Origin of the sequence: Limnohabitans sp. JirII-29, from assembly GCF_003063395.1 — a bacterium.
Taxonomy (GTDB): domain Bacteria; phylum Pseudomonadota; class Gammaproteobacteria; order Burkholderiales; family Burkholderiaceae_C; genus Limnohabitans.
In genome coordinates, this window is the sequence record NZ_NESB01000003.1 from 273,149 (window position 1) to 297,133 (window position 23,985).

Below are 23,985 nucleotides of genomic sequence, written 5' to 3' on the forward strand. Positions count from 1 at the left end.
GGCACATGCAGACGGTGCTTTGTGCCTCAAGGCGTGGCGGCCTGCTGCATGCGCAGTCGCCGGGCGGCGTCTTCAGCACGGGCGTCGTCGATCTCGCGCATCACAGCGCTCAGGTCGACATCGGCGGTGCTGCGGTCGAAGCGCCCTGTCAGCACAGTGTCTTGTGCCAACACACCTTGTTGGTAGAGGCTCCAAATTTCAGGGCCAAAGTCGGTGCGCAGCAACTCGGGGGCGAATTGGCCAAAGAAGTCGCGCAAATTGGCCACATCGCGCAGCAGCATGCGCTGCGCATGGTTGTTGCCCGCTGCGTCAACGGCCTGCGGCAAGTCGATGATGACGGGCACGTCTTGTCCCGCCTCATCGGCCAGCAAGATGTTGAACTCCGACAAATCCCCATGCACCACGCCCGCACACACCATGCGCACCACCTCGCCAATCAGGGTGCGGTGGTGCTGCAAGGCTTGCTCAGGTGTGAAGGCCACATCGTTGAGGCGCGGGGCAGCGTCGCCGTGGGCATCGGTGACCAGCTCCATCAACAGCACGCCTTCGTAAAAGTTGTAAGGCTGGGGCACGCGCACACCAGCACCCGCCAGTCGGTACAGCGCATCCACTTCGGCGCTTTGCCACGCGGCTTCTTGGGCTTGGCGGCCAAACTTGGTGCCTTTGGCCATGGCACGGGCCTGACGCGAGTTTTTGACTTTGCGGTTTTCGGTGTAATCCACCGCTTGGCGAAAACTGCGCTGGGTGGCCTCTTTGTAAATCTTGGCGCAACGGGTGTCGTCGCCGCAGCGCACCGCATACACCATGGCTTCTTTGCCGCTCATGAGCTGTCGCACCACGGTGTCGATCAGGCCTTCGTCAACAAGGGCTTGGAGTCTGGGGGGTGCTTTCATGCCACCATTTTGCGCGCTGCGTTGGCCGCCAACCACTCGGCCATGCGCTCGGGTTGGGTGACGGTGCGCAAGTCCATGTAGGCGTCTTGGGCTTGGGGGTAGTGCTTGCGCAAAAAGTTCAGCCACTGCTTGAAGCGCCCGGCTTGGTGGTGGCGCTGAATGCGGGTGCAGGTGATGGCCCAAAACGCCGCCAAGTGCGGCCCCAAGTCGTCCCAGCTCACGCCCACGGTCGGCGCATCGGGGTCGGTGGTACCGGCATCCCAGGCTTTGATCGCCAGGCCCAAGCCTGGGTTGGTCACGATGCCGCGCCCCACCATCAAGGCATGACAGCCCGACTCGGCGCGGGCCCGCAACGCGTCGGGCACATTCCAGATTTCACCGTTGGCCACCAGTGGGGTCTTGACCACGGCGCGGATGTCTTCAATGCGCGGCCAATACGCCGGTGGCCGATAGCCGTCGGCCTTGGTGCGCGCATGCACCACGATTTCGCTGGCCCCACCTGCCTCCAGCGCTTGGGCGCAGGCTTCGGCACGGCGGTCGTCGTCAAACCCCAGGCGCATCTTGGCCGACACCACTTGGTGCGCAGGCACGGCGCGGCGCACCGCACGCACGATCTGAAACAACACCTCGGGGTCTTGCAACAAGGCGGCACCGCCGCCATGGCGGTTGACTTGCTTGGCCGGACAGCCAAAGTTCAGGTCCACGCCATCGCAGCCCATACCCGCCACACGGGCAGCGTTGTCGGCCAGGCAGTCGGGGTCGGAGCCCAGCAACTGCGGGCGCACTGGCACACCGGCAGGTGTGCGCCCGCCGTTGGCCAACTCGGGCACCACGCGCAAAAACGTGCGCTCGGGCAACAAGGTGTTGGTGACACGGATGAACTCAGACACGCAGCGGTCAATGCCGCCCACACGGGTCAACACATCGCGCAGCACGCAGTCGAGCAGGCCCTCCATGGGGGCAAGGATGATCATTGGGGGAAAGTCTTTCGCAAGGGGGCTGGCAGTGTAGATCAGGCCACGGTAGTGGGCTGCACGCTTGCATTTCACACCCTTGTTCTTGCAGTTCGTCGCAAGAAGCTTGAGACCCGCAAAGTCTGCGGGCACAGTGGTGGCATGGGTGGGTCAACAAGGCCAGCCCACATCCAACCAGAGAGGTATGCCGCAGGTCAAATCATGAGAATCAGCCATTTGAAAAAATATCTTGCACTTGGGCTTGTCAGCCTGTGCGCGAGCACCGTCGCTTGGTCGCAAGTGGGCATGCGCGAGGTCGTGACGCAAGACATGCACATCACCTTGGTGTATCCCACGCAAACCGCCGTGAGTCGAACCACGCGCGGGCCGTTTGAAATTGAGGTCGCCTTGAATGCACCACTTGCATCGCAAGCTCGCCATGTGGTGGTCATGTCCCACGGCACTGGCGGCAGCGCTTTGAGCGACTTCACCTTGGCCGCCACACTCGCGCGTGCGGGGTTTGTGGTGGCGCAGCCCGAACACCGTGGTGACAACTACCGCGACTTCAGCAAGGCGGGGCCACCGTCTTGGCTCACGCGCCCTCAGGAAATCACGGAAACCATCGACTGGTTGGCCCAAGATAAGGCGTGGAACATGCAGCTCGACTTGCAGCATGTGGGCGTACACGGCATGTCGGCAGGCGGCGTGAGCGCCTTGGTGATGGCCGGGGCGCAGTGGCACATGATGCAGTTGATTCGACACTGCGCGCAACACCTGGACGAAGACATCGGCTTTTGCATGAACGGTTTAGCCCAGCAACCCGACAAGCAAGCGCTACGCCGCAGACAGTTTCAAACCGCCTCTCAAACCGATGACACGTGGTTGCCTGAAGATCTGAAAACACCCCATGGTGGCCGCACCTCTTCCGCGCAAAACCCCGACCCACGCCCAGACGCTCGTGTGGTGGCCGTGAGTGCTTTGGTGCCGCTGGCAGCCATATTTACACCCGAGAGCTTGGCGCGTATCCAGATTCCTGTTGGGTTGACAACGGCCGACAAAGACGAGGTGTTGCTGCCGCAATTTCATGCCCAGCATGTGTTGAAAAATTGCACCACGTGCACTGTCTTGAGCGCCAACGCCCCGGCGGGGCACTTTGACTGGCTTTCGCCTTGGCCAGCACCACTGGCACAGCAAATTGCTGCGCAGCAAATTCGCGGGGGGTTACCGCACGACAACTTCACAGAGGCACAACGACAATGGGCTTTTGATCGCATTGCCGATTTTTTCAAGAGCTCGCTCGCGCCATGACCATGCGTTTTTCTTTCTCACTGCCACCCCATCAGCGCAAACCTTTGTTGCAACGCGCGCTCATTGTCTGGGCCGTGGCGCTGGTGACCGCGTTGTTGCAATGGATAGGCGCCAATTTCGACCCTCACCGTTTGGCCATCGCCTTGGTGTACTCCTACGCCATCAGCAGCTTCATCTGGTTCTTGAACGACCCATTGCGCTACTTTTTTCTAGATAGCACTTTGGCGAAGAAGTCGAATTTTTGGTTTGCATGCGCCGCAACCTTGCTGGGTTATGTTATAGGCACGTGGGTGGGCGACGTGTACGCGGGTTGGTCCACCCTAGATTTGCTGGCCATTGCCCCAGGGAAATTTATGGGTCTATTGCTTGGCACATTGACCATTAGCCTAGGCTTTGGCTACTACTTCACGCAGCGCATCAAGGCCGAACAAATCAAGCGTGAAAGCACACAAGCGCAGCTGCGTTTGCTGCGCTCACAGCTTGAACCACACATGTTGTTCAACACATTGGCCAATTTGCGCGCATTGATTGAACACGATCGCCAACAAGCGTGTGCCATGCTCGACCACTTGACTGACTTTTTACGGTCCACATTGCAAGCCTCGCATCAAAGCCATCAACCTCTAGCGCAAGAGTTTGCCTGCCTCTCAGACTATTTGCGGTTGATGCAAATGCGCATGGGACACAGACTGAGTTTTGCAATCGACCTGCCGCCCGAATTGGCAACGCTCCAAATTCCTTCGCTCATTCTTCAACCTTTGGTTGAAAACAGCATTCGTCATGGGCTTGAGCCTCAAATCGCTGGCGGTTTTGTGCGCATCAGCACAAACCTGCAAAACAATCTGTTGTGCTTGCGCGTTCAAGACAACGGCTTGGGTTTTCAAACCCAAGCCAACACGCACGGCACATCCATCGGCTTGCACCATGTGCGAACAACGCTGCACACCCTGTACGGGGATCGCGCGCATTTGCTCATCGAATCTCCCGTTGAGGGCGGTGCTTGCGTCACGGTGCAAATCCCAATCTCAGCAGCACCATGAAGCAACCCTGCGCTATCGTCGCCGAAGACGAGCCACACTTGGCGCACAGCTTGCAGCAAGCGTTGCAACAGCTATGGCCTGAACTTCAGATCGTGGCCAACGTACGCGACGGTGTGTCTGCCCATGCACAAGCCTTGAGCCACTTGCCTGATGTTTTGTTTTTGGACATCCGCATGCCGGGCATGAACGGATTGGAAGTGGCCAATGCCTTGGCGGAGGACTGGCCAGATACGCATGCGTTGCCTCACATCGTGTTTGTGACGGCGTATGACCAATACGCATTGCAAGCGTTTGAAGCCCAAGCGCTGGACTACTTGGTCAAACCTGTGCGAACAGAGCGACTGGCACGCACCATCGAACGACTGCAACGAGCACCTGTTGCGGCAGTCAGTACCGAACAAAGCGCCCATGCTCTGCACACTTCCCTCCACCAGATCGAGCGCGCACTCACCACGCGTGACGTCCAGTTGCCCCGTTTACAAGCCATCCAAGCGTCGATCGGCACAGTGCTGCACCGTGTGGCACTGGACGACGTGTTATTTTTTGCAGCCGCCGAAAAATATGTGCGCGTGGTCACTGCTGAACGCGAATACTTGATTCGCACGCCCATCAAAACCTTGCTGCAACAGCTCGACACCTCACAGTTCTGGCAAATACACCGCAGCACTGTGGTGCAGTCGAGGGCCATTGCTTGGGCCAATCGCGACGCCAACGGCAAGATGTGGCTGCGCTTGAACCAGCACCCTGAGCCCCTAGGCGTCAGCAGACTTCACACCGACTTGTTCAAAGCCATGTGAGGCAAAACTCAGCCCATCGATTTACTGGGACAATCGACCCTTTGCAAAAATTTGCATTCCTAGTTTGTCTTTGATCCATGTCCAGCACCCTCTCTTTCCAAGTACGCCCCGCCTCCCCTCAAGACGCAGCCCACATCGCCGAACTCTACGCAGCCACAGCCAAAGAAGCGTTCCAGTCCATGCGCACCGGTTCCTCGGTGCCGCCAGTACCCGTCGTCAAAAGCACCGCCTACTGGCGTGAAGCCATTCAATACGCCGAGCCCCAAGTACAGGTGGCTTTGGCGGCTGGCGAATTGGTGGGCTTTGTGGGGTTTGACCGTTCACGCGACCCAGGCACGCCCAACACCATGGGCGAGATTTGGGACATTTACGTCAGCCCCAGCCACTGGTCGCAAGGTGTGGGTCTGGCCTTGTGGGACGCGGCACGCGAAGGCCTGCAAGAAGAAGGCTGCACCCATGTGTCCATCTGGGTGCCGATTGCCAATGACCGCGCCATGCGATTTCACGAGTTGGCTGGGTTCAAGCGCGAGATGAACAGCGCCAAAACCGTGCCCATGGGCCCCGTGAAGGTGGAAGAAATTCGCCTCAAGCAAGCGCTGTGATGGGCAAGCGGTAGAACCACGTGTCAGAACATTACGCAGCCCTGGGGCTCAAGAGCGATGCCAGCCTGGCTGACATCAAAAAAGCTTTCCGCCAAAAAGCCTCGCAATTCCACCCCGACCGCAACACGGACGAGGACGCACCCGCACGCTTTCGTGCTGCGCAAGAGGCCTACGAGGTGCTGTCCGACGACGCCAAGCGCCAAGCCTATGACGACAACCGCCGCCGCAACCTGCTGGACGACCCCGCACAGACGGCACGCGAGATCTGGCACAGCTACTTTCAGCAACTGCTCAACCGGGCTTGACCATGCACATTTCTCCCTTCTTTCAAGAGCTGCGCTCGGCCTACCAAGCTGAGTTGGACGACCTGAGTTTTGACTCGGAAGGCCAACACGTGCTGCACAAACGCTTGGCTGAAAAACGCCAGGCCATGACGTTTTTGCTGCAAATGATGGACCTCAACCCCGAGATGGTGGCGGTGGTCTTGCACCAAGCCTTTCAGTTCAACGCCCCGGCCATGATGGACCACTTGTTGAGCCGCGACGCCGACGAGCTGCTCAGTTGGGAAGAACTGTCTGACAGCTTGCACATCGCCCCCTGGGCCCAGCCCATGGTGCAAACCGCGTTGAGCGAGCCCACGGGTGCCTGGTTTTTGACGGTGGCCGCTGGTCTGGAATACATGCACCAAAAACCCATGGGCGCCGCCGCACAGACAGCCCGTACAGACGCCGACGACGATGCCACCGAGCGCGCGCACGCCGGACCAGAGGACGAAGAAGAACGCGAAGCCCGTGAGCGCGAGGAAGCTGGCAACGCCTGGATGGTGGAACAAGGCTTTGACAGCAAAGAATAAACAAGGACACACGCCATGAACGCACTCGCCCTGATTGCCAAAACCCAAAGCCTGATCGCCAGCGGCGACATCGTGGCCGCCGAAGCGGCCTTGGTGGAACTGGCCGACACCGAGGGCGACCAAGCCCTGATGGTGGTGCTGGAGCAATTGCCGCCCAAAGATATCTTGGCCGTGATTCGCGAGTACGACAACTCCAAAGAGTCGGTCATCAACCTGTTGGTCTCGCCCGAGCAGTTCGCGCGTGCCGTGGTGATTGAAAAACAATACAAAGACCTGACGCGTACCCACCTGCGCGGCATGATGAACGCCATCATCTTCCGCGAAGACGCAGACACAGTTGAGTTTTTGACTGCGATTGGCGACCTCGAAGGTGGCGCAGAAGCCCTGGCGGATTACTTCTCAGAGAAGTGGAGCCGCGTGGAGGCTTTTGCCCGCACCGGCACCTTTGAGACGGTGGAAGACGACGGCGACATCTTGTCTGAGTCCGCCCTGTTGGGCTCGGCCTACATCAAGCCTCGGGTGGAAGAAGACGAAGTGGCCGACCAAGACTGGATGCAACTGGCTTGGATATTGCGCCACAAACTGCCTGATTTGTTCATTGAGATGCTGCTGGTGCTGCGCGCCAAGGCACGCGCCCATGACCTCGGGCTGTCTGAAGAAGAAGGCTCTGACGAGGACGACAACAAGGTCGAGACCAGCGCCACCGACCGTGGCCAAGCCACGCCGGCGGCACGCGACTCGGACGAGGAGTCGGCCATTTGACGCGCAGTAGCGCACCCTACAAACGCCCTGTTGAACCCCCTGGCTGCAACCTTTCAAACCATGTCTGACACCGGTTTACCCAACCCCACCCAATCCAACACAGCCACCCACGTGGCGATGTTTGATGGCCGTGCATTTTTTGAAAAGGCCTTGGTGTTTGGGGTGCAACACGGCATCTTGGACCAAGCCCGGCTCGACGCCATCGCCACCGATGCGCCAAAAGGCATGGTGCAAATTGCGCGCTACTTTGGCAGCGAATTTTTACGCCCCGAGATTGAAAAGGCCAAAGACCGCATCGTCAATCTGGTGAGCCTGAATCTGGAGCTGCTCAGTGGCGGTGACTTGGCCCAAGCCGCTCAAGCCCTGCGCGAGCACTCGTTCATGTCGCGCTCCAAGGCGGCCTCTGACATGCTCAAAGCCCTCATCGTGATGCCCCAAAACACCCACTTCGGCATGAACGAACACGGCGGCTTTGGCGACAAACACATTCCCCAATTGGCCAAGTGGTCGCTGTGTACCTTGGCCGACTACCAAGCGGAATTGGCCAAGCGCCAACAGGTGGCCCACGTGATCGAAGCGGCCATCTGGCTGGCCGAGCCGATGGGCCTGGGTGCCGACGACCTTGAAGAAGCGGGTTGTGACGCAGAAGCCGTCATTCGCACGGCCTTGCTCGCTGTGGCGGCCCGACAGACCCAATGGCCCGACTGGGTGGCCTTTCAAAAAATCGTCGCAACCCTGCGTACCGCCAGTGCCAAGAAAAGCATCACACTCGCCGGCCCCAAGGCTCTGCCTGTGGCGTACAAGTCGGCGGTCGATACCGTGCTTGCCAACGTGCAAGCTGACTTGCCCAAAATCTTGGATGCCACCCTCACCCCCCACAAACTGTTCCAGCAAACGCCCGCTTTTGTGGGCCGCTATTTTTGGCTGGAAGACGGTTTGTCCGAGGTGGACCACTTTGACCGCCAAGCCTCTGCCGCTTGGCACAAAGCCACCGCCGGCCACAGCGACGACAGCTCCTTGCTGACCCTGTTCTTGTGCATTGCCGCAGGCAGCCCAGGCAAAACCTTGCTCACCGAAAAAACTGCGGCCACGCTGGTGCGCAAAATTCGCAAGTCGGGCATGAACCCGACCTTGGCTCAGCAGTTCATCGCAGAGCACGCCCCCGTGCAGCACCAAAGCGACTACCTGCGCATGTGGCACAGCTTTGTGGACGACGCACAGGCCACGCTCCAGAGCGACCACGACTACAAGCTGCACGATGCCCTGGCCTTGCTGCGGCGCGAGTGCAACGTGAGCGATTGAACGCAGAGCATGCCTCACGCCGTCTCACGTCTGCGCAGCGCCCGCTTGGCGCGCAGCGTCAAACCATTTTTGGCCAGAGGCGGCCCCAAGGGCGAGCGCTGCGCGGGCTGTCGCCTCATCCTCAGCCACTGCATGTGCGCGCTACGCCACAGCGTGCCCACCACGGCTGGCATGTGCCTGCTCATGGCCGACATTGAACCGCTCAAACCCAGCAACACCGGCTGGCTGATTGCCGACGTGGTGCCCGACACCTTCGCCTTTGGCTGGGCCCGCACCGAGGTGGACCCGGCCCTGTTGCAACTGCTGGCCGACCCGCAATGGCAGGCCTATGTGGTGTTTCCCGGAGAGTTTGTGGCGCCTGAACGTGTGGTGAACCAGGTGCAACACGACCACGCACGCCGCCCACTGTTCATCATGCTCGACGGAACCTGGGCCGAGGCACGCAAGATGTTCCATAAAAGCCCTTACCTCAACCAGCTCCCCGTGCTGAGCCTCAACCCAGAGCAGATGTCGCGCTACACGCTGCGCCGCTCCAAACGTGATGACCACTTTTGCACCGCAGAAGTGGGGGCCATGTGCTTGGAATTGGCCCAAGACACGCACGCCGCAGACACCTTGAATGCCTACTTGGATGTCTACACCGAGCACTACCTCAAGGCCAAACACCAACAAGCGGTGGACTTGGACGATGCTGTGCACAGGGTCTTGCGCGCCTTGCGTTAAAGCGCTGCCCAAGGGTTCAAGAGCGTGAGGCCTAAACCCTCAAAGTGTTTGACATTGCGCGTAGCCAGCACCGCACCATGCGCCAGACAGATGGCGGCTATCTGCGCATCTGCCATGGCCAATGCGAGGCCTTGGCGCTCTTGGGTTGCCACCAACTCGGCATAGATCACCGCAGACTCTAAATCGAACGGCAAGACGCGACCCATGAAGTCCTCGTCCAACATGGCAGACACCGTCTGCGCCAATTGCCGCTTGCGCGCGCCCTCCGACAAGCGTGCAATGCCATACAACAGCTCAGACACCACCACACTGTTGAGCCACAACTCCTGCGTGGCTTGTGCATTCAACCAAGTCAAGACACCCGGCTCGGGCGCTGGTCGCATCAACTCAGACACCACATTGGTGTCGAGAACGATCAAGGCGAAACCTCGGTCTTGAAGTCCTGAGCACGGGGCAAGTCACGGCGCTCAGGCAACGCCAACTCCACGCCGCCCATGAGGGCGAATCGGGCATGAATGCGGCTTCCCAAACCCTTGGTGGCGGCAGGTTGCGTCAACACATTGCGCAAGATGGTGCGAACCTCTTCCTCCATCGATCGGCCGTGTGCGGCAGCGGCATGTCGCAGTTTGTCTTTGATGGCCGGTTCGATGTTGCGGATGGTCAAGGTGCTCATGCGGGTCTCCTGATGGCTAGAAATTATATGCAAGCACTGCTAGCAATGAAAGCAAATTTCCATTGCCCAATCATGAGCTCACCTTATCGTGACCGACAATGACACCTTTTACTTTCAGTCGGCAGCGACTTTCTATGGCGATTCAATGGTTTCCCGGACACATGCACCTCACGCGCAAAGCGATTGGGGAGCGCATCAAAGACATTGACGTGGTCATTGAAATGCTCGACGCGCGGCTGCCCGGCTCTAGTGCCAACCCGATGCTGGCCGAGCTGATCAAAGGCAAACCCGCCCTCAAGGTGTTGAGCAAACAAGACCTGGCCGACCCGGCACGCACCGCCTTGTGGTTGACGCATTACAACGCCATGCCGGGCGTCAAGGCGATTGGCCTAGACACCAGCATGAGTTCGCCCGCCAAAGCCTTGGTGGACGCTTGCCAACAACTCGCGCCCCACCGCGGCGGCATGGTCAAGCCCATGCGGGTGTTGATTTGCGGCATTCCCAATGTGGGCAAATCCACCTTGATCAACACGCTCAAAGGCAAACGCGCGGCCAAGACCGGTGACGAAGCCGGTGTGACCAAGCTGGAGCAACGCATCACACTGGCCGACGACTTTTACTTGTACGACACGCCTGGCGTGCTGTGGCCACGCATCATCGTGGCGCAAAGCGGCTACAACCTAGCGGCCAGCGGTGCGATTGGCGTGAACGCCTTCGACGAAGAAGAAGTGGCGCTGGAGCTGCTGAATTACCTGATCCCTCACTACCAACAGGCGCTGCATGCGCGCTACAAGGTCAACGATGTGCCCAGCCACAGCGACGAACAGTTGCTAGAGGCAATTGGCCGCCAGCGCGGCGCGGTGCAAAGCGGTGGTCGTGTGAACACCGCCAAAGCCTCAGACATCGTGATCCACGATTTCCGCTCTGGCGCGCTGGGTCGGGTGACGCTGGAGACGCCCGAAGAGTTTGCCCAATGGCTGACTGAGGGCAAACAAGCCGATGCCGAACGTGCGGTGCGCAAAGACGGCACTGAAAAAAACAAGCCCAAGAAAAAGCCACGCCCGTGAACCAGCGCCTCGACACCCCCGACAAAGAAGCCATCGCCCTGCTCCCACCTTTTGAGCGGCTGGGGCTGGACCGCATCACCCTGGTCACCACCGGCAAGCAGGCCCAACTTGCGCACGACGCGCTGGTGACGGCCCGTGCCTGGGGCTTTGACACCGAGTCCAAACCGACCTTCAAGGTGGGTGAGGCCTCTGACGGGCCGCATGTGTTGCAACTCTCAACCGGCGAACGCGCTTGGGTGTTTCAACTGCACGAGCCCGATTGCCGTGCTGTTGCCGCCGACTTGCTGGCACGCAGCGACATTGCCAAGGCGGGTTTTGGTTTAGGCGATGACCGCAAACGCATCATCCAAAAGTTTGGTGTGGAGCCAGCGGGTGTTTTGGAACTGAACACGATTTTTCGTGTACAGGGTTACCGCAAGGAAATGGGCGTCAAAGGCGCAGTGGCGGTGCTCTTCAACCAGCGGTTTCAAAAGTCTAAAAAGGCAGCCACCAGCAACTGGGCCAACCTACGTTTGAGCGAATCGCAGCTCATCTATGCGGCCAACGATGCGTATGCGGCGTTTCGGGTGTGGGAAGCGCTGGGGCTTTGAAGACGGCGTGATGTTGCAGGACCGCCCCGAGAACTTGCTCACGCACGAGACGACGGCCATAACCGCACAAAGTCAAACGAGAGTTGGCGGTGGTGCCGGATGTTCAAAAGGTATACCGTTGCTCGGTTGTCCATGACCGCATAAAGCATCAAGTAGTCGCCATGCAGATACTCTCGCAGCGAGTTTGCTGCGCCCGCAGGCAGTGCAGCCAGCTGGGCCAACGCCTCGACAGACTGCGGCGGGTTTGCCAAATAACGCCGCCCCATGCGGGGAAAGCGTTTCAAATTTGGAATGACGATGGTGCGAATCTCTGCCAGCAAGTCATCAAAAGCGAACCCAGCATCCGCTTGCACCAAGAACGCTTCAATATCGTTGAGGCGTTCTAAAAAACTCCCGGTCAGTTCGACCTTAAACAGCAGGTCAGCCACGAACTACAACCGCAGCCTTGCGACGTTGCTGAATTTGACTGATGGCGTCATCGGCCTCAAAAGTACGACCCGCCTCTATGTCGGCCAAACCGCGTTTGGCATCGTCGATCAACAGCAGGTGAATGCGCTCGCGTTCCAGCCGGTGGTAGTAGTCGAGTCTGTCGGCATCAATCAGAGCGACGTAACTCTCGCCGTTCTTGGTGATGATCTTCTCTGCGCCGGCTTTGACCTGGTCAGCCAGTTCAGACAGGTTTGAGCGCGCTTGGGTAAAGGGCACAACGTCGCTGGCGGTAAATCCCATAGCAGACTCCTTGAACTGAGGTTACAGAATTCTGTGCATTCTATTCTGATGCGCAGTAAAAGCCAAAATGGTCCATCAGCTAAAAAGACATGCCACCCCACGCGAAGTCCTAAAATTGATGCCGTCTTGTGCTCGGCGTTCGAGCTCAATGCAGACACCAACCTCCAACAATTTTCACCATGTCCCACACTGCGGGCCACAGCGCTGGCACACCCCCTGACACCACCACCTCGGTGCTGGAATTTGCCAATGCCTTGTGGCGCGTGCGTCGGCCCAAGCCTTTTGTGTTGGTCATCGAAGGCGAAGTAGGACAAGCTGCACCCAATGACTACCTGCACGACAAGCTGCTCTTGCCCGAATGGCGCGAAGCCTTTTACCAATTGGTCGATGCCACGGGCTTGGTGGTCTGCCTGAATGTGCACACCCAACACCCCACCTACCGCGATGTGCGCGGACGCTCTAGCAAAGGGCGGTTGAGCCAAGGCGAGTACTACCACCACGACGGCTGCACCGGTCCCGTGAAGCCCCGCTTTGTGGAAATTCGCTGCCCCATTCAGCCGCAAACACGCGGCGTGGCCACTGCCGTGGCACCGCACCGCGATGTGGTCAAAGCCATGGTGCAAGTGCTGCCCGCCGAGTTGGCCGCCACGCCTGCATTGGCCGAAATTGACATGCGCCTGGCCACCATCAGCCAGATGGACGATGCGGCACTCGACCACCTGCAAGGCCTCATCACGCGCACCGTGCGCAAAAAGCTCAACGCCGAAGGTGCACGCAGCTACTTTCGCCAAGTGGACGCCGCCGCCAACGCCTACTTTGAACCTTGGGCCTTGGGCGAGAGCCGCTTCATCGCCAACGCCAACAGCGGCATCACCATGCAACACCGCCGCGCCTACCAAGCCCCACACACCGGCGGCGTGGCCAATGGCCATTTGGTCAAGCGCTGGACGAATGAAGAGCTGCTGCTACCCGGTCAGGTGGTGGACCAGGCCTTGATTGCGGCGCTGTGCAATGAGGAAGGTGATGAAGTGGATGGGGTGCGGGCTGAGGGGTGTTACCTTGGGGCGCATTGAGCCCCGTCTCAGTCGGGGGTGTTCCCCGGCAACTCTGCAAACTTGGCCGCCATCGTGGGGTTGCCCCGGGTGAGCTTCTTGATCGTCAAGTCGTCGGCCTTGTCGTTGGCCAGACGCAAATTGTTGGCCGACTTGTGCAGCGCTTCCTTGGTTTTTTCCAAGTCCTTGATGGCTTCGTCAATGCGCTTGACGGCTTCTTCAAAACCCTCAGAGGCCAAGCGCCAATTGCGGCCAAACGCCGTCTTAAACTCGTCCAGCTGGGTTTCAAACTTGGTGATGTCCACGTTCTGCGAGCGCACCAGGGCCAGCTCGGACTTGTACTTCATCGCGTTCAAAGCCGCATTGCGCAACAGCGTGATCAGGGGCACAAAGAACTGCGGCCGCACCACGTACATCTTTGGGTAGCGGTGCGAGACATCGACAATGCCGCTGTTGTACAACTCGCTCTCCGGCTCCAGCAAAGACACCAGCACCGCGTACTCGCAGGCTTTTTCTGTGCGGTCCTTGTCCAGCTCTTTCAGAAAATCTTCGTTCCGCTTTTTGGTGGCCGTTTCGTCGCTTTCGTTCTTCATCTCAAACATGATGGAAACGATCTCGGCACCCGACTCGTCTGAGTCGCGAAAAATGTAGTCGCCCTTGCTGCCGGTGCGGGCGTCATTGTCTTTCTCAAAATGCGCCCTTTGAAAAGCGGCCGCACGGATGCGGTTGAACTCGATCTCGCAGTGCTGCTCAAGGGTTTCACCCACCATCTTGGTCGACAGCCGCGCCTTCATGTCCCGCAGGCGCGCAATCTCGCCATCACGGTCGCGCAGCTGCAAGGCGTATTGCTCCTTGATGGCTTTCTCTTCCAGCTGATTTTTCACGGCAATGAGGTTGAGGTCATTTTTCAAGTCATCGCGCTCGCGGGCGACCACACCCACGGCCTCGTTCACGGCCACATTGACGGCCAATTGGCGCGCTGTCTCGCTGGCCTCCAGCTTGGCTTGCAGCGCCTGAATTTCGGCGTCCTTTTTGGCAGCTTCGGCCTGCAACGCATGAGCCAGCTTGGCCTCGGCCAACTGGGCTGCCGCTTGGCTGCTGTTGCGCGCCCTCTCCTGTTCGGTCTTCAGCTCGTTGGCCAACTGATCGCGCTCTTTGCTCACCGTGCCCAAAGCCTCCGTCACGGCCAGCTTGCGCGCCACATCGCCCGCGTCGAGCTGGGCTTTCAGCGCCTGAATCTCCGTGTCTTTGGCAGCCGCTGCTTTTTGCAGCGCATTGGTGACATTGGCCTCGGCCAAAGCAATCGCGTCGCGCTTTTCCCGCTCGGCCAACTCCAGCCGCTCGTGCAACTGCTGCTCGAACTCGCCATCACGCACCTGCTTGAGGATATCGGCATACCCCGCCTCGTCGATCTTGAAGGCTTTGTGGCAGTGGGGGCAGATGATTTCGTGCATGGGGAATGGGGCTTCTTCTCGTTAAATTTCGCCGAGCCGATTATTTAGTCGGATGAGTTCGGTCGCGATAGGCTCAATCTCGAACCGTTCCCCAAGCATTTCAAAAGTGCCTGAGTCAGTAAAGTAGGCACGAAAGAAATGCAGTGGAACCCCATCTCTCTTTACTTCATAGCCGAAATATTGAGGGAAGATTTGCCCGACGATTCCTTTGGATAAGTATTTGTCTAGCCGCTCGTCAAAGTGTTCCATTGCGTCGCGAAGTGGCTTGCAAATGCGCAACGGATTGTCATCGCCGATAGAAAATTCATTGCGTAACGCCGACGCGCGGCTCGCATGGATTTGCTGAGTTTCGCGTATTGGCCAGAAATATCTGGCAACTGCAGCGCCTTGCACAATCAGGTTCTGAAGTTCATCCAGCACAGACTGAACGTCAATGTCTTCTTCGGGATTCTCAGTTTCCGAGTTTTCAAGATGCTCAAACACATCATTCAGCACGTCGATCGAGCGTACAGCAGACTTTGTGCAGAACGCCATACTCAATGAGTAGAAGATTCGATTGGGCGGATGAATTCCGTTATTCACGAAAGATTCCTTTTTCACAACATACCGCAGGTTGGGCGCAGGCACTGAAAGGTACGTAGGTTGTACAAGTCATGAAGATACTGGGCAGATATGGATAGGCCACCTTGAAATGACATCTTCTACTGAACAACTTGCTCCGATCTTTTGGCGACAGATGGATGTAAGTGGTCAATACGTCCTACACGCGTTCATACGGATAAACATTTTTAAAATTTCGATTGAGATAGGACCCAACGGAAGCCGCCGTCCGCAAATTTTCGAACTCATGTTCTGGAACCCCTTTGTAGGCATATAGCGAAGAATCCAAGAATTGAACGTATACCCATTGATTCTGGCTGTCGTACCCAACTGCCGCGACGTTAGAGGAACTTACTTGATGCATTTCTGGCATTGACATTTTTTCTCCTTAGTTGAACGATTGATTTCGCCAGTTTCGAACACTGGTTTCGTAAGTGGCAACGTTTGGGCTCGGATTTGCCCAAAGCTTCGATGCGACCGGATCTGAACTCTTTGTGGAGCTGTTCGATTGGAAAAATTTGATACGTGAGGGGATGCGAACTGCTTCACCGCTCACAATTGCCTCGCCCGTGCGAAGCCCTGAAAGGACGTCAGCCATTTCGCGTAGCTCATCTTGCATTGCGGACACAACATGGCCTTTATCACGAGAGTTGGTCATTCTCAAAGCAATGATGGACCCACATTGGCTCAGGACTGTTTCATCTAGTTCGGAAGGCCGTTGTGTTACGAGTAATAGACCAACGCCGTATTTGCGCCCCTCTTTTGCAATGGCTTGAACCGTTCGAGATGAAATTGATTCCTCGCCAGCTTTCAAATAGGTATGTGCTTCATCCAAAACAATCAACAGCGGTTGTAGCTTTCCTCCCACCACTGTTTTTTGACCCCAGAAAAGTGCGTCATAAGTTAGCTTCAATATGCATCCGGCAATTGTTTGCATTACTTCAGATGGGATTGCTGAAAGGTCTAGGATGGAAATCGGAAATCCATGTCCGAACCAAGTGGAGTACAGCAGTGGCAAATCGCTAGGTACCACGCCATTTAGGTCAGGCGTATAACCATTGGGTTTGAACAAGAAGCTATAGCTCTGATCGAGAATTCGTGATCGCATACCATCGAGAAATCCCAATATTCCTTTGGCTTTTTGATTCAAAAAGGGAGCGCTAGCGCCAAGGCCAGCGATGGGATATTGGTTCGATGTGAGAGTCGCAGGATCCCCAACCGTTGTCAGTGTCTCGGGGGTAATGCGGTCCGCTCTAAACGTTGTTCGTTCAAAGTTATCCAAGTCAAACCATAGCTGAGCAATCGAAAAAGGAATGGGACTATCTGCGGTTATTGACTCAGCCCGAAGACCACCGAGCCCGATCGCCGACGCGCGTTTAAAACTAAGCACTTTGCCACGGATATAGTCTTCATTTTGGTCTGATAACTTGCCCGGGAATATGGCCATTAGCTCCCTAAATGGCAATGCCCAATAAGGGACGCAAAGTTCTTCCTCTCCTTCTGCGGCATTCGCTCCAACTCGAAAGACTCGACACTTTCCCCGAAGTGAGCTTGAGTACTCACCGTGAGGATCAATCATGAGCACTCTTGCACTTGGAAGCGGTTTCCCTGCTATAGCCTTCATAACAATGCTTACTGCATTTGACTTGCCGCTTCCTGTGGATCCCAGGATTGCGCAATGGCGCGAAACTAGTTTGTCCAAATCAAGCTGGGCCTCAAGTCCTTCTGAGGCACTTTGGTTTCCGATGACTATTGAAGATTGCGCGTTATAGCCTCCGTACACAACGCGCAGGTCGTCATTGGTAACGAGGTGCACTTGATCGCCAGAAGTCGGAGATTGCAGCACACCACGCTCAAAGTTTGAGCCGACTTGCTCGCCCACAAGAATCATCTGTAACCAACGGTGGCCGTCTACGATAGAAGGGTTTTCTTTGTACGCCATCAATAGCGCATCTGGCATTGCCATTACGCCTGCTTGTGTAACCAATCCGTATAAATTTGCGTAGCCCAATGGAATTTTCAGGAATGAGCCGATTTGACCAATCCTGTAGACCGTGCCTTCAATGATCGGCATATTTGATGGATAGCTGCTCGCCATCTTTATGGTTACAGAGTTTCCGCTGACGCTTTCTACCTGTCCAATATGAGTCGGGTTGTGCTTCATGGATCTACAGCGCCGTCGGCGAGCCATTGGATGAAGACAAGTCGTTCAGGAAGCCAGCTAGCTTGCGGAAATCAGGCAAAAGAAACGTCCCAGTTCCTTCCCAGATTTCGTTGCCTTGCTGCTCCCCTTCCGCTGTCGACAGTGCTGCCGCGTCTTCGTCAAAATAGAGATCTATTCGCGTTGATTCAGTTTTCTTGGGTTCATCGCGCAATCGCCAGCGACCGAATTGCCCGCCTATTACTGCGTGACGCCGACCATAGACAGACATTTTCCCTCCCGTTTCCTGTGTGGCCATGACTCTTACGACGTTGGTTTCATTTGAAAGACCGTAAGAACAATTGCCGACTTCATCAAAGTAAAGGGCGACAACATGTGAATTCGCGCCACGTCTTAGTGAGGTGACTATCCGTTCGTTAATGTGGCTGTCACCAAAAGAGTAGCCGCACGTAATCAGGACGGCATCGTCTTGCTGAAGGAACGTGCAAAGTCGATCAATCAGGCCAACGTAGGGCTGTTTTTTCGACGAGTTGTACTTGAGGTGCGAGGGGTAAATCAGAGTGTTCGCAGCATCGGTGTCTTGACTATGCTGACGAATGACCGCTTGATCGCCTTTGCGAAATGACCATCCCAATGATCCGTGCATTTTCCAGAGCTTCACAAGATGTGCGTAAGCATCAACGTCTTCTACTGCTTCTGGGCAAAAGAATGGTTCAAAACCGCCTGAAAACCCGTCGAAGTAAGGTATGCCCGAACCCTCCAATGCCATTTCAAAGAGGTAGTCGTAGTTAGTCGTAAAAATTTCAGCAGGAAACCTGCGCCGAGCTTTCTGAATCCAGTTGGAAAACTGGGAGTGCGAGAGTTTTTTACGGTCTGCTACGTTGGCGAGTTGGTCATGAATTGAGACGAGTTTGACTACTTGTTCTTTTACAAACTTGGCCAATGCCGAAAAACCTTTGGAGTCGAGGCCGTTGAGGGTACCCGAGCCAATGACAGCGCGTTTTGATTCAATGCTTGATAGAAGAGATTCAATGTTGAAGGCAATTCCTGCAACATTTAACTCAGCCTTGATGTCACCAATCGCAAGACCATGAGCTGGGGAGTGTGTGGCAACCTGTTGAACGATATCACTCGTCATTTTTGCGACGGCGGGGACAAAAATTTCATTTAGTCCTGTAGCGAATGAGGTACCTGCGCCAAACAAAAATCCTACGCGCTTCTTGTCAGAGGTTAGGATTTGGTGGAGACCTCGAACTTGCTCCCGCGGATCATGATTTTTCATAGTTTCCCAGTCATGTGAATATCTGAATTTCCGTTTTGCTTTTTATGTTGACAGCCAATTTTTCCCAAAGCCCTCATCCCCCCATGACCAACCACTGGGTAGTCCGAGTAGCCGCCGCATAAAACACCGGCGGTGCCTCCCGGCTCCCGCCATGGCATTCATATATCCCACGCCGGGTAGCTCCACCGCGGAGAACTCAAGGCCTCTACTGACCTTCCTGGTCATCACCTGAATGTCGTCAGCGCCGGGGTGGTGGTGGTCGCCGCCTTTTAGCAGTGCGCTCACGGTGCCGTCCTCACTTTGATGGGCGGCTCCGGTGGAGCGGTCAGATTTTGGAGGTGGTCGCAATTTGCGACCCCATACAGCGCAGTCAGGTCCACATCCAGCATGACGCGCAAGCCGCTAATCACCTGGATACGGCTCTCAATGCGCGGCAGCATTACCGTGTTGTGCTGATCACTCATCATTCCCCTCCACCCCCCGCCGCGCCAACCGCTCTTCTAGTCAAAGCGGTGATCAGAGAAGTCAAAATAATTGGTAAAAAAGTTCACACAAGCATATTCTGAATTTGGCACCAAAAAACCCAGTTCAGCACAAATTTGAATTTTGGGTGACGTGTTGGGATGGCGACGCACCTTACGACTAAACCACGTCACTTTATTAATTAGTCGCGACTTTTTAATAAAGTAGTTTCGTTTGGTCGTAAAATGACCACATGAAACGCTACTTAGATGACCGAGTGCAAGCCGATCTGGCTCAAAAAATGGTGTTCCTAACTGGCCCACGCCAGGTCGGTAAAACCACGCTCAGCCGCCAGCTCATCACCCAGCAAGGCGGGCAATACCTCAACTACGACGTGCCAGCAGACCGGGCCATCGTCCTGCACCAGCGCTGGAACCCGCTGGCACCGCTGCTGGTGCTGGATGAAATCCACAAAATGCCCGACTGGAAAGCCTGGCTCAAAGGCGTTGTTGATGGCAAACCCGCCACCCAGCAGTTGTTGGTCACCGGCAGCGCCCGCATGGACACCTTTCGGCAAAGCGGTGAGTCGTTGGCTGGGCGCTTCTTTGGGCTGCGACTGCACCCGATATCTGTGCGCGAATGGTGCGAGCAAACCGGGGCCGCGCCCGATGCAGCGCTCACGCATTTGCTTGAGCGTGGCGGCTTTCCCGAACCATGCTTGGCCACCGACAACGAACAGGCGGAACGCTGGCGCAGGCAATACTTTGATGGCCTGGTGCGCAACGATGTGCTGGAGTTTTCGCGCATTCAAGAGGTCAACGCCATTCGCCTGTTTGCCGAGATGCTGCGCTCGCGTGTGGGCTCTCCTTTGTCGCTGGCCAGCATTGGGCGCGACCTGAGCGTCTCGCCCGTCACGCTCAAAAAGTACCTCGACATTTTGGAGGCGCTCTACATCGTCTTAGTGGTGCGCCCTTTTCACGACAACATTGCACGCGCCGTGCTGCAAGCGCCCAAGGTTTACTTTTACGACACCGGTCTGGTGGTGGGCGACGACGGCCTGCGCTTTGAAAACCTGGTGGCCACCGCTTTGCACAAGCATGTGCAGTGGCAACACGACGTGCAAGGCCAAGAAACCGGGCTGCACTACATCCGCACCAAAGATGGGGCCGAGGTGGACTTTGCACTGAGCCACAAAGGCCAGCTCACCCACTTGGTGGAATGCAAACTGTCAGACATCAAACCCCACCGCGCCCTGCTGCGCTTTGCCCACGAGCAGCCCCAAGCGCAAGCGGTGCAGGTGGTGCGCCACTTGCCGCACAGCCATTCGCTGGGTGACATACACATAGCGCGGGCGGATGAGTTTTTGAATGGCTTGGCGGCTTGAGGCCCTAGGCCTGATGGCTGCGACTTGATGGAGGCGAGAGTCAACGGCCGCAAAACATGACCCGTCATGACTGAAGCTTTCAGGTCAAATTCCTAGACAATGTCTGTTCTGTCCTTCACAAGGAGTTTGCATGACTTGGTTGATCTTGGGTTTGGTTCTTTTTTTGGGCGCGCATTCAACGCGCATTTTTGCTGAAGGATGGCGAACCAAAACCATTGCGGCCTGGGGCGAGAAGCCGTTCAAAGGGGTCTACGCTTTGGTGTCTTTGTTGGGTTTTTATGCCCTGATCGTTGGCTATGCCCAAGTGCGTCTTGAGCCGGTTGTCATCTGGCAGCCCCCCATCGCGACTCGCCATATCAGTGTGTTGCTGATGTTGTTTGCAAGTATCTTGCTGGTTGCAGCGTACATCCCTGCCAACCATTTCAAAGTGCGCCTGCGCCACCCGATGGTGCTGTCGGTCAAGGTGTGGGCCTTGGCGCATTTGTTGTCCAACGGGAATTTGGCTGATCTGATTTTGTTCGGTGCGTTTTTGGCGTGGTCCGTCATGAACTTCAAATCTGCACGTGCACGCGACCGTATGCAAGCCGAAGCACAAGCGCAGGTGTCAGATGAATCTGCGCAAGCTGCTCTCCCCAAAACATCTGCCACGCTCATCACAGTCGGCGTTGGCGTTGTTCTTTGGGGGCTGATCACGTTTGTTTTGCATGCTCGGGTGGTCGGCGTTTCGCCGCTGGGTTGAGATGGCAGACTCGTTCAGCTAAAGCACCGGCTTTTTCATCGCCTCGGCAAATAACCCGCTCCCCAACCAACCCGCCAGCCATGCCTTCACCGCTGGCAGAGGCAAGGCCTCGAACCACTCGGGGTCAACGGCGACGAACTGACGCACAAAGGGAAAGATTCCGATGTCTGCCGCACAGGGGCTGACTCCGCCCAGCTGCGGTTGGATGTGCAGTTCTTGCTCCAGAGGTTCAAGCAGCACGGCCACAGCTTGCTGAAAGTGATATTCGCGCATCATGGCATCGGCAAAGCGCTGCGGGTATTTGTAGCGGTCGAGGTGGTATTTGAAGTCGCCGTCACACGCCTGCTGTAAGCCCACATTCGTGGGAGTTTGCGACCTCGCCCACCCATGGTCTAGGTCGCCACTTTGCTCAAAAGCCCAGCGCATGATGTCCAAACTTTGCTCCAAGACCACGCCATTGGGCAGCACCAGCACGGGGACAGTGCCTTTGGGCGACACGGCCAGCATGGCGGGTGGTTTGTCGCGCAACGACACCTCATGCGTCTGGTAAGTCACACCCGCTTGCAGCAAGGCCATGCGGGCACGCATGGCGTAGGGGCAGCGGCGGTAGGTGTAGAGAAGCGGAGCTGGCATAAGTGATGAAAAAGCCGCCTGGCTTTGCAGCGAGGCGGCTTGTATTTTTGCACTGTGAAGCGGTTTACTTCTTGCTCGGCGGCAAATCCGTGCAACTCCCATGCGCCACTTCAGCCGCCATGCCGATGCTTTCGCCCAGCGTGGGGTGTGGGTGAATGGTTTTGCCGATGTCCACTGCGTCTGCGCCCATCTCAATCGCCAGGGCGATTTCGCCAATCATGTCGCCGGCGTGCGTACCCACCATGCCGCCGCCCAAGATCTTGCCGTGGCCGTGGGCCTCAGGAGAATCGTCAAACAGCAGTTTGGTCACGCCTTCGTCGCGGCCATTGGCAATGGCGCGGCCTGAGGCGGTCCAAGGGAACAGACCTTTTTTGACCTTGATGCCTTGCGCTTTGGCTTGGTCTTCGGTCAAGCCCACCCAGGCCACTTCGGGGTCGGTGTAGGCCACGCTTGGGATGACGCGGGCGTTGAACGCCGCAGCAGCCAGCTCTTTGTTGCCTTGCAATTCACCGGCAATCACTTCGGCGGCCACATGCGCTTCGTGCACGGCCTTGTGCGCCAACATGGGCTGGCCCACGATGTCGCCAATGGCAAAGATGTGCGGCACGTTGGTGCGCATCTGAATGTCGACGTTGATGAAGCCACGGTCGGTCACGGCCACGCCGGCTTTGTCCGCCGCAATCTTCTTGCCATTGGGCGTGCGTCCCACGGCTTGCAACACGAGGTCGTACACCTGCGGCGCGGGGGCCGCAACGCTTGCGTTGCTTCCGTTCTCGCCCTCTTCTGCTGGTGCAAACGTGACTTCAATGCCTTCTGGCAAGGCACGTGCGGACACGGTCTTGGTTTTGAGCATGATGTTGTCAAAACGCTTGGCATTCATCTTTTGCCAGATCTTCACCAAGTCGCGGTCAGCGCCTTGCATGAGGCCGTCCATCATTTCCACCACGTCCAGGCGTGCGCCCAGCGTGCTGTAAACCGTGCCCATCTCCAGGCCAATGATGCCGCCGCCCAAAATAAGCATGCGCTTGGGCACTTCTTTGAGGGCCAAGGCACCCGTGCTATCGACCACGCGAGGGTCGTTGGGCATGAAGGGCAGACGCACGGCTTGCGAGCCTGCCGCAATGATGGCGCGCTTGAACGCCACCACTTTTTTGGTGCCGGTTTTTTCTTGTGCTGTGCCGCTGGTTTCTTCCACTTCCAGGTGGTTGGCACCAACGAATGCGCCGTAACCACGCACGGTGGTGACCTTGCGCATCTTGGCCATGGCAGCCAGGCCGCCCGTCAATTTGCCAATGACTTTTTCTTTGTGGCCGCGCAGCTTGTCGATGTTGACCACCGGTGCGCCAAAGTCCACGCCGAGGTCTGCCATGTGGCTGACTTCGTCCATCACGGCGGCCACGTGCAACAGGGCTTTGGAAGGAATGCAACCCACGTTCAGGCACACGCCACCCAGGGTGGCATAGCGCTCAACGATGACCACATTGAGCCCTAAGTCTGCGGCACGAAATGCTGCCGAGTAACCGCCAGGGCCACCACCTAGCACAAGCACATCGCACTCGATGTCGGCGGAGCCGCCAAACGACGAGGCAGTGGGTGCTGGCACGGCAGCCACAGGTGCAGCGGCTGTTGTTGCAGTTGGCGTGGGCGAGGGTGCAGCAGCAGGGGCCGCTGAAGCGCCCTCGCCTTCGAGCACCAAGACCACTGAGCCTTGTTTGACTTTGTCACCGAGTTTCACGCGCAGCTCTTTGACCACACCCGCGTGTGACGATGGAATTTCCATCGAAGCTTTGTCGGACTCGACGGTGATGAGCGATTGCTCGGCCTTGACGGTGTCGCCGGGTTTGACCAGCAACTCGATCACAGCCACTTCGTCGAAGTCGCCAATGTCTGGAACTTGTATATCAATCAGTGCCATATCGTTCTCAA

At 57.1% G+C, this 23,985-nt stretch carries 28 protein-coding genes; 14 read left to right on the forward strand and 14 right to left on the reverse strand.

Translation table 11 applies throughout. The features are described from left to right. Window positions 1–26 precede the first annotated feature (26 nt). Together B9Z39_RS06385 and B9Z39_RS06390 are read right to left on the reverse strand one after the other, a co-directional pair. Entirely contained in the window at window positions 27–893 is an 867-nt protein-coding gene (locus B9Z39_RS06385; protein ID WP_108301231.1) for a PA4780 family RIO1-like protein kinase, read from the reverse strand. Next, window positions 890–1,867, reverse strand: coding sequence for a tRNA-dihydrouridine synthase (locus B9Z39_RS06390; RefSeq protein WP_108301232.1), 978 nt, complete (start codon window positions 1,865–1,867; stop codon window positions 890–892). The genes B9Z39_RS06385 and B9Z39_RS06390 overlap by 4 nt, the downstream gene beginning before the upstream one ends. A gap of 201 nt (window positions 1,868–2,068) precedes the next feature. On the opposite strand from B9Z39_RS06390, the gene B9Z39_RS06395 reads away from it, so the two are divergent. The 9 genes from B9Z39_RS06395 (at window position 2,069) to B9Z39_RS06435 (ending at window position 9,233) form a co-directional block, all read left to right on the forward strand. Continuing rightward, complete coding sequence (locus B9Z39_RS06395; protein ID WP_158269463.1) at window positions 2,069–3,154, forward strand: prolyl oligopeptidase family serine peptidase; 1,086 nt, start codon at window positions 2,069–2,071, stop codon at window positions 3,152–3,154. Between the two features lie 2 nt (window positions 3,155–3,156). Continuing rightward, window positions 3,157–4,194, forward strand: a complete 1,038-nt coding sequence (locus tag B9Z39_RS06400) for a sensor histidine kinase (protein WP_158269464.1) — start codon at window positions 3,157–3,159, stop codon at window positions 4,192–4,194. Continuing rightward, window positions 4,191–4,991, forward strand: a complete 801-nt coding sequence (locus tag B9Z39_RS06405; protein WP_108301090.1) for a LytTR family DNA-binding domain-containing protein — start codon at window positions 4,191–4,193, stop codon at window positions 4,989–4,991. The genes B9Z39_RS06400 and B9Z39_RS06405 overlap by 4 nt, the downstream gene beginning before the upstream one ends. A gap of 77 nt (window positions 4,992–5,068) precedes the next feature. After that, window positions 5,069–5,593 (forward strand): GNAT family N-acetyltransferase, encoded by a 525-nt coding sequence (locus B9Z39_RS06410; protein ID WP_108301091.1) that lies wholly within the window; start codon window positions 5,069–5,071, stop codon window positions 5,591–5,593. 20 nt (window positions 5,594–5,613) lie between these two features. Continuing rightward, the gene (locus tag B9Z39_RS06415) at window positions 5,614–5,898 is read left to right on the forward strand and encodes a DnaJ domain-containing protein (protein WP_100148050.1); all 285 of its coding nucleotides are present in this window, start codon (window positions 5,614–5,616) and stop codon (window positions 5,896–5,898) included. 2 nt (window positions 5,899–5,900) lie between these two features. Continuing rightward, on the forward strand, window positions 5,901–6,446 hold the full coding sequence (locus tag B9Z39_RS06420; protein WP_108301092.1) for a hypothetical protein: 546 nt from the start codon (window positions 5,901–5,903) through the stop codon (window positions 6,444–6,446). Between the two features lie 15 nt (window positions 6,447–6,461). Then, window positions 6,462–7,208 (forward strand): hypothetical protein, encoded by a 747-nt coding sequence (locus B9Z39_RS06425; protein ID WP_108301093.1) that lies wholly within the window; start codon window positions 6,462–6,464, stop codon window positions 7,206–7,208. A 60-nt stretch (window positions 7,209–7,268) separates the two neighbouring features. Further along, window positions 7,269–8,510 (forward strand): hypothetical protein, encoded by a 1,242-nt coding sequence (locus B9Z39_RS06430; RefSeq protein WP_108301233.1) that lies wholly within the window; start codon window positions 7,269–7,271, stop codon window positions 8,508–8,510. Between the two features lie 9 nt (window positions 8,511–8,519). Next, window positions 8,520–9,233: a tRNA-uridine aminocarboxypropyltransferase gene (locus tag B9Z39_RS06435; protein ID WP_108301094.1), complete on the forward strand. Its 714-nt coding sequence runs from the start codon at window positions 8,520–8,522 to the stop codon at window positions 9,231–9,233. Here the strand turns inward: B9Z39_RS06435 and B9Z39_RS06440 are convergent. Beyond that, window positions 9,230–9,652 (reverse strand): type II toxin-antitoxin system VapC family toxin, encoded by a 423-nt coding sequence (locus B9Z39_RS06440; RefSeq protein ID WP_108301095.1) that lies wholly within the window; start codon window positions 9,650–9,652, stop codon window positions 9,230–9,232. The two genes, B9Z39_RS06435 and B9Z39_RS06440, sit on opposite strands and share 4 nt — an antisense overlap. Next, a complete protein-coding gene (locus B9Z39_RS06445; protein WP_100148045.1) occupies window positions 9,649–9,906 on the reverse strand; it encodes an Arc family DNA-binding protein in 258 nt (85 codons plus the stop codon). Before B9Z39_RS06445 ends, B9Z39_RS06440 begins: the two co-directional genes overlap by 4 nt. A gap of 134 nt (window positions 9,907–10,040) precedes the next feature. Here B9Z39_RS06445 and ylqF point away from each other — a divergent pair, with 134 nt between their 5' ends. Both ylqF and B9Z39_RS06455 read left to right on the forward strand, forming a co-directional pair. After that, window positions 10,041–10,973 carry a ribosome biogenesis GTPase YlqF gene (gene ylqF / locus B9Z39_RS06450; RefSeq protein ID WP_108301096.1) on the forward strand — a complete coding sequence of 311 codons (933 nt, stop codon included), beginning with the start codon at window positions 10,041–10,043 and terminating at the stop codon, window positions 10,971–10,973. After that, window positions 10,970–11,563: a 3'-5' exonuclease gene (locus B9Z39_RS06455; protein ID WP_100148043.1), complete on the forward strand. Its 594-nt coding sequence runs from the start codon at window positions 10,970–10,972 to the stop codon at window positions 11,561–11,563. The genes ylqF and B9Z39_RS06455 overlap by 4 nt, the downstream gene beginning before the upstream one ends. 38 nt (window positions 11,564–11,601) lie before the next feature. On the opposite strand, the gene B9Z39_RS06460 is transcribed toward B9Z39_RS06455, so the two are convergent. Beyond that, the gene (locus tag B9Z39_RS06460; RefSeq protein WP_100148042.1) at window positions 11,602–11,991 is read right to left on the reverse strand and encodes a type II toxin-antitoxin system RelE/ParE family toxin; all 390 of its coding nucleotides are present in this window, start codon (window positions 11,989–11,991) and stop codon (window positions 11,602–11,604) included. Next, window positions 11,984–12,292 (reverse strand): type II toxin-antitoxin system Phd/YefM family antitoxin, encoded by a 309-nt coding sequence (locus B9Z39_RS06465; protein ID WP_100148041.1) that lies wholly within the window; start codon window positions 12,290–12,292, stop codon window positions 11,984–11,986. The genes B9Z39_RS06460 and B9Z39_RS06465 overlap by 8 nt, the downstream gene beginning before the upstream one ends. Window positions 12,293–12,471: 179 nt before the next feature. On the opposite strand from B9Z39_RS06465, the gene B9Z39_RS06470 reads away from it, so the two are divergent. Further along, window positions 12,472–13,365 (forward strand): hypothetical protein, encoded by an 894-nt coding sequence (locus B9Z39_RS06470; protein WP_108301097.1) that lies wholly within the window; start codon window positions 12,472–12,474, stop codon window positions 13,363–13,365. Window positions 13,366–13,373: 8 nt separating this feature from the next. Here the strand turns inward: B9Z39_RS06470 and B9Z39_RS06475 are convergent, their stop codons facing one another. From B9Z39_RS06475 to B9Z39_RS06500, 6 genes are all read right to left on the reverse strand, one after another. Continuing rightward, on the reverse strand, window positions 13,374–14,798 hold the full coding sequence (locus B9Z39_RS06475) for a DUF2130 domain-containing protein (protein ID WP_108301098.1): 1,425 nt from the start codon (window positions 14,796–14,798) through the stop codon (window positions 13,374–13,376). 21 nt (window positions 14,799–14,819) lie between these two features. Then, complete coding sequence (locus tag B9Z39_RS06480) at window positions 14,820–15,380, reverse strand: hypothetical protein (protein WP_146183290.1); 561 nt, start codon at window positions 15,378–15,380, stop codon at window positions 14,820–14,822. 178 nt (window positions 15,381–15,558) lie between these two features. Further along, window positions 15,559–15,777, reverse strand: a complete 219-nt coding sequence (locus B9Z39_RS17255; RefSeq protein ID WP_108301100.1) for a KTSC domain-containing protein — start codon at window positions 15,775–15,777, stop codon at window positions 15,559–15,561. Between the two features lie 9 nt (window positions 15,778–15,786). After that, entirely contained in the window at window positions 15,787–17,562 is a 1,776-nt protein-coding gene (locus tag B9Z39_RS06490) for an ATP-binding protein (RefSeq protein ID WP_108301101.1), read from the reverse strand. A 4-nt stretch (window positions 17,563–17,566) separates the two neighbouring features. Continuing rightward, window positions 17,567–18,841: an SIR2 family protein gene (locus B9Z39_RS06495; protein WP_108301102.1), complete on the reverse strand. Its 1,275-nt coding sequence runs from the start codon at window positions 18,839–18,841 to the stop codon at window positions 17,567–17,569. Window positions 18,842–19,122: 281 nt separating this feature from the next. Beyond that, the gene (locus B9Z39_RS06500) at window positions 19,123–19,305 is read right to left on the reverse strand and encodes an ORF6N domain-containing protein (RefSeq protein ID WP_146183291.1); all 183 of its coding nucleotides are present in this window, start codon (window positions 19,303–19,305) and stop codon (window positions 19,123–19,125) included. Window positions 19,306–19,556: 251 nt separating this feature from the next. Between B9Z39_RS06500 and B9Z39_RS06505 the strand changes: the two genes are divergently transcribed. Together B9Z39_RS06505 and B9Z39_RS06510 are read left to right on the forward strand one after the other, a co-directional pair. Then, a complete protein-coding gene (locus B9Z39_RS06505) occupies window positions 19,557–20,687 on the forward strand; it encodes an ATP-binding protein (protein ID WP_199221174.1) in 1,131 nt (376 codons plus the stop codon). A gap of 130 nt (window positions 20,688–20,817) precedes the next feature. Then, complete coding sequence (locus B9Z39_RS06510) at window positions 20,818–21,426, forward strand: NnrU family protein (protein ID WP_108301104.1); 609 nt, start codon at window positions 20,818–20,820, stop codon at window positions 21,424–21,426. Between the two features lie 18 nt (window positions 21,427–21,444). Here the strand turns inward: B9Z39_RS06510 and B9Z39_RS06515 are convergent, their stop codons facing one another. Both B9Z39_RS06515 and lpdA read right to left on the reverse strand, forming a co-directional pair. After that, window positions 21,445–22,059, reverse strand: a complete 615-nt coding sequence (locus B9Z39_RS06515) for a glutathione S-transferase (protein ID WP_108301105.1) — start codon at window positions 22,057–22,059, stop codon at window positions 21,445–21,447. 64 nt (window positions 22,060–22,123) lie between these two features. After that, on the reverse strand, window positions 22,124–23,974 hold the full coding sequence (lpdA, locus tag B9Z39_RS06520; protein WP_108301106.1) for a dihydrolipoyl dehydrogenase: 1,851 nt from the start codon (window positions 23,972–23,974) through the stop codon (window positions 22,124–22,126). Between the last annotated feature and the right edge of the window lie 11 nt (window positions 23,975–23,985).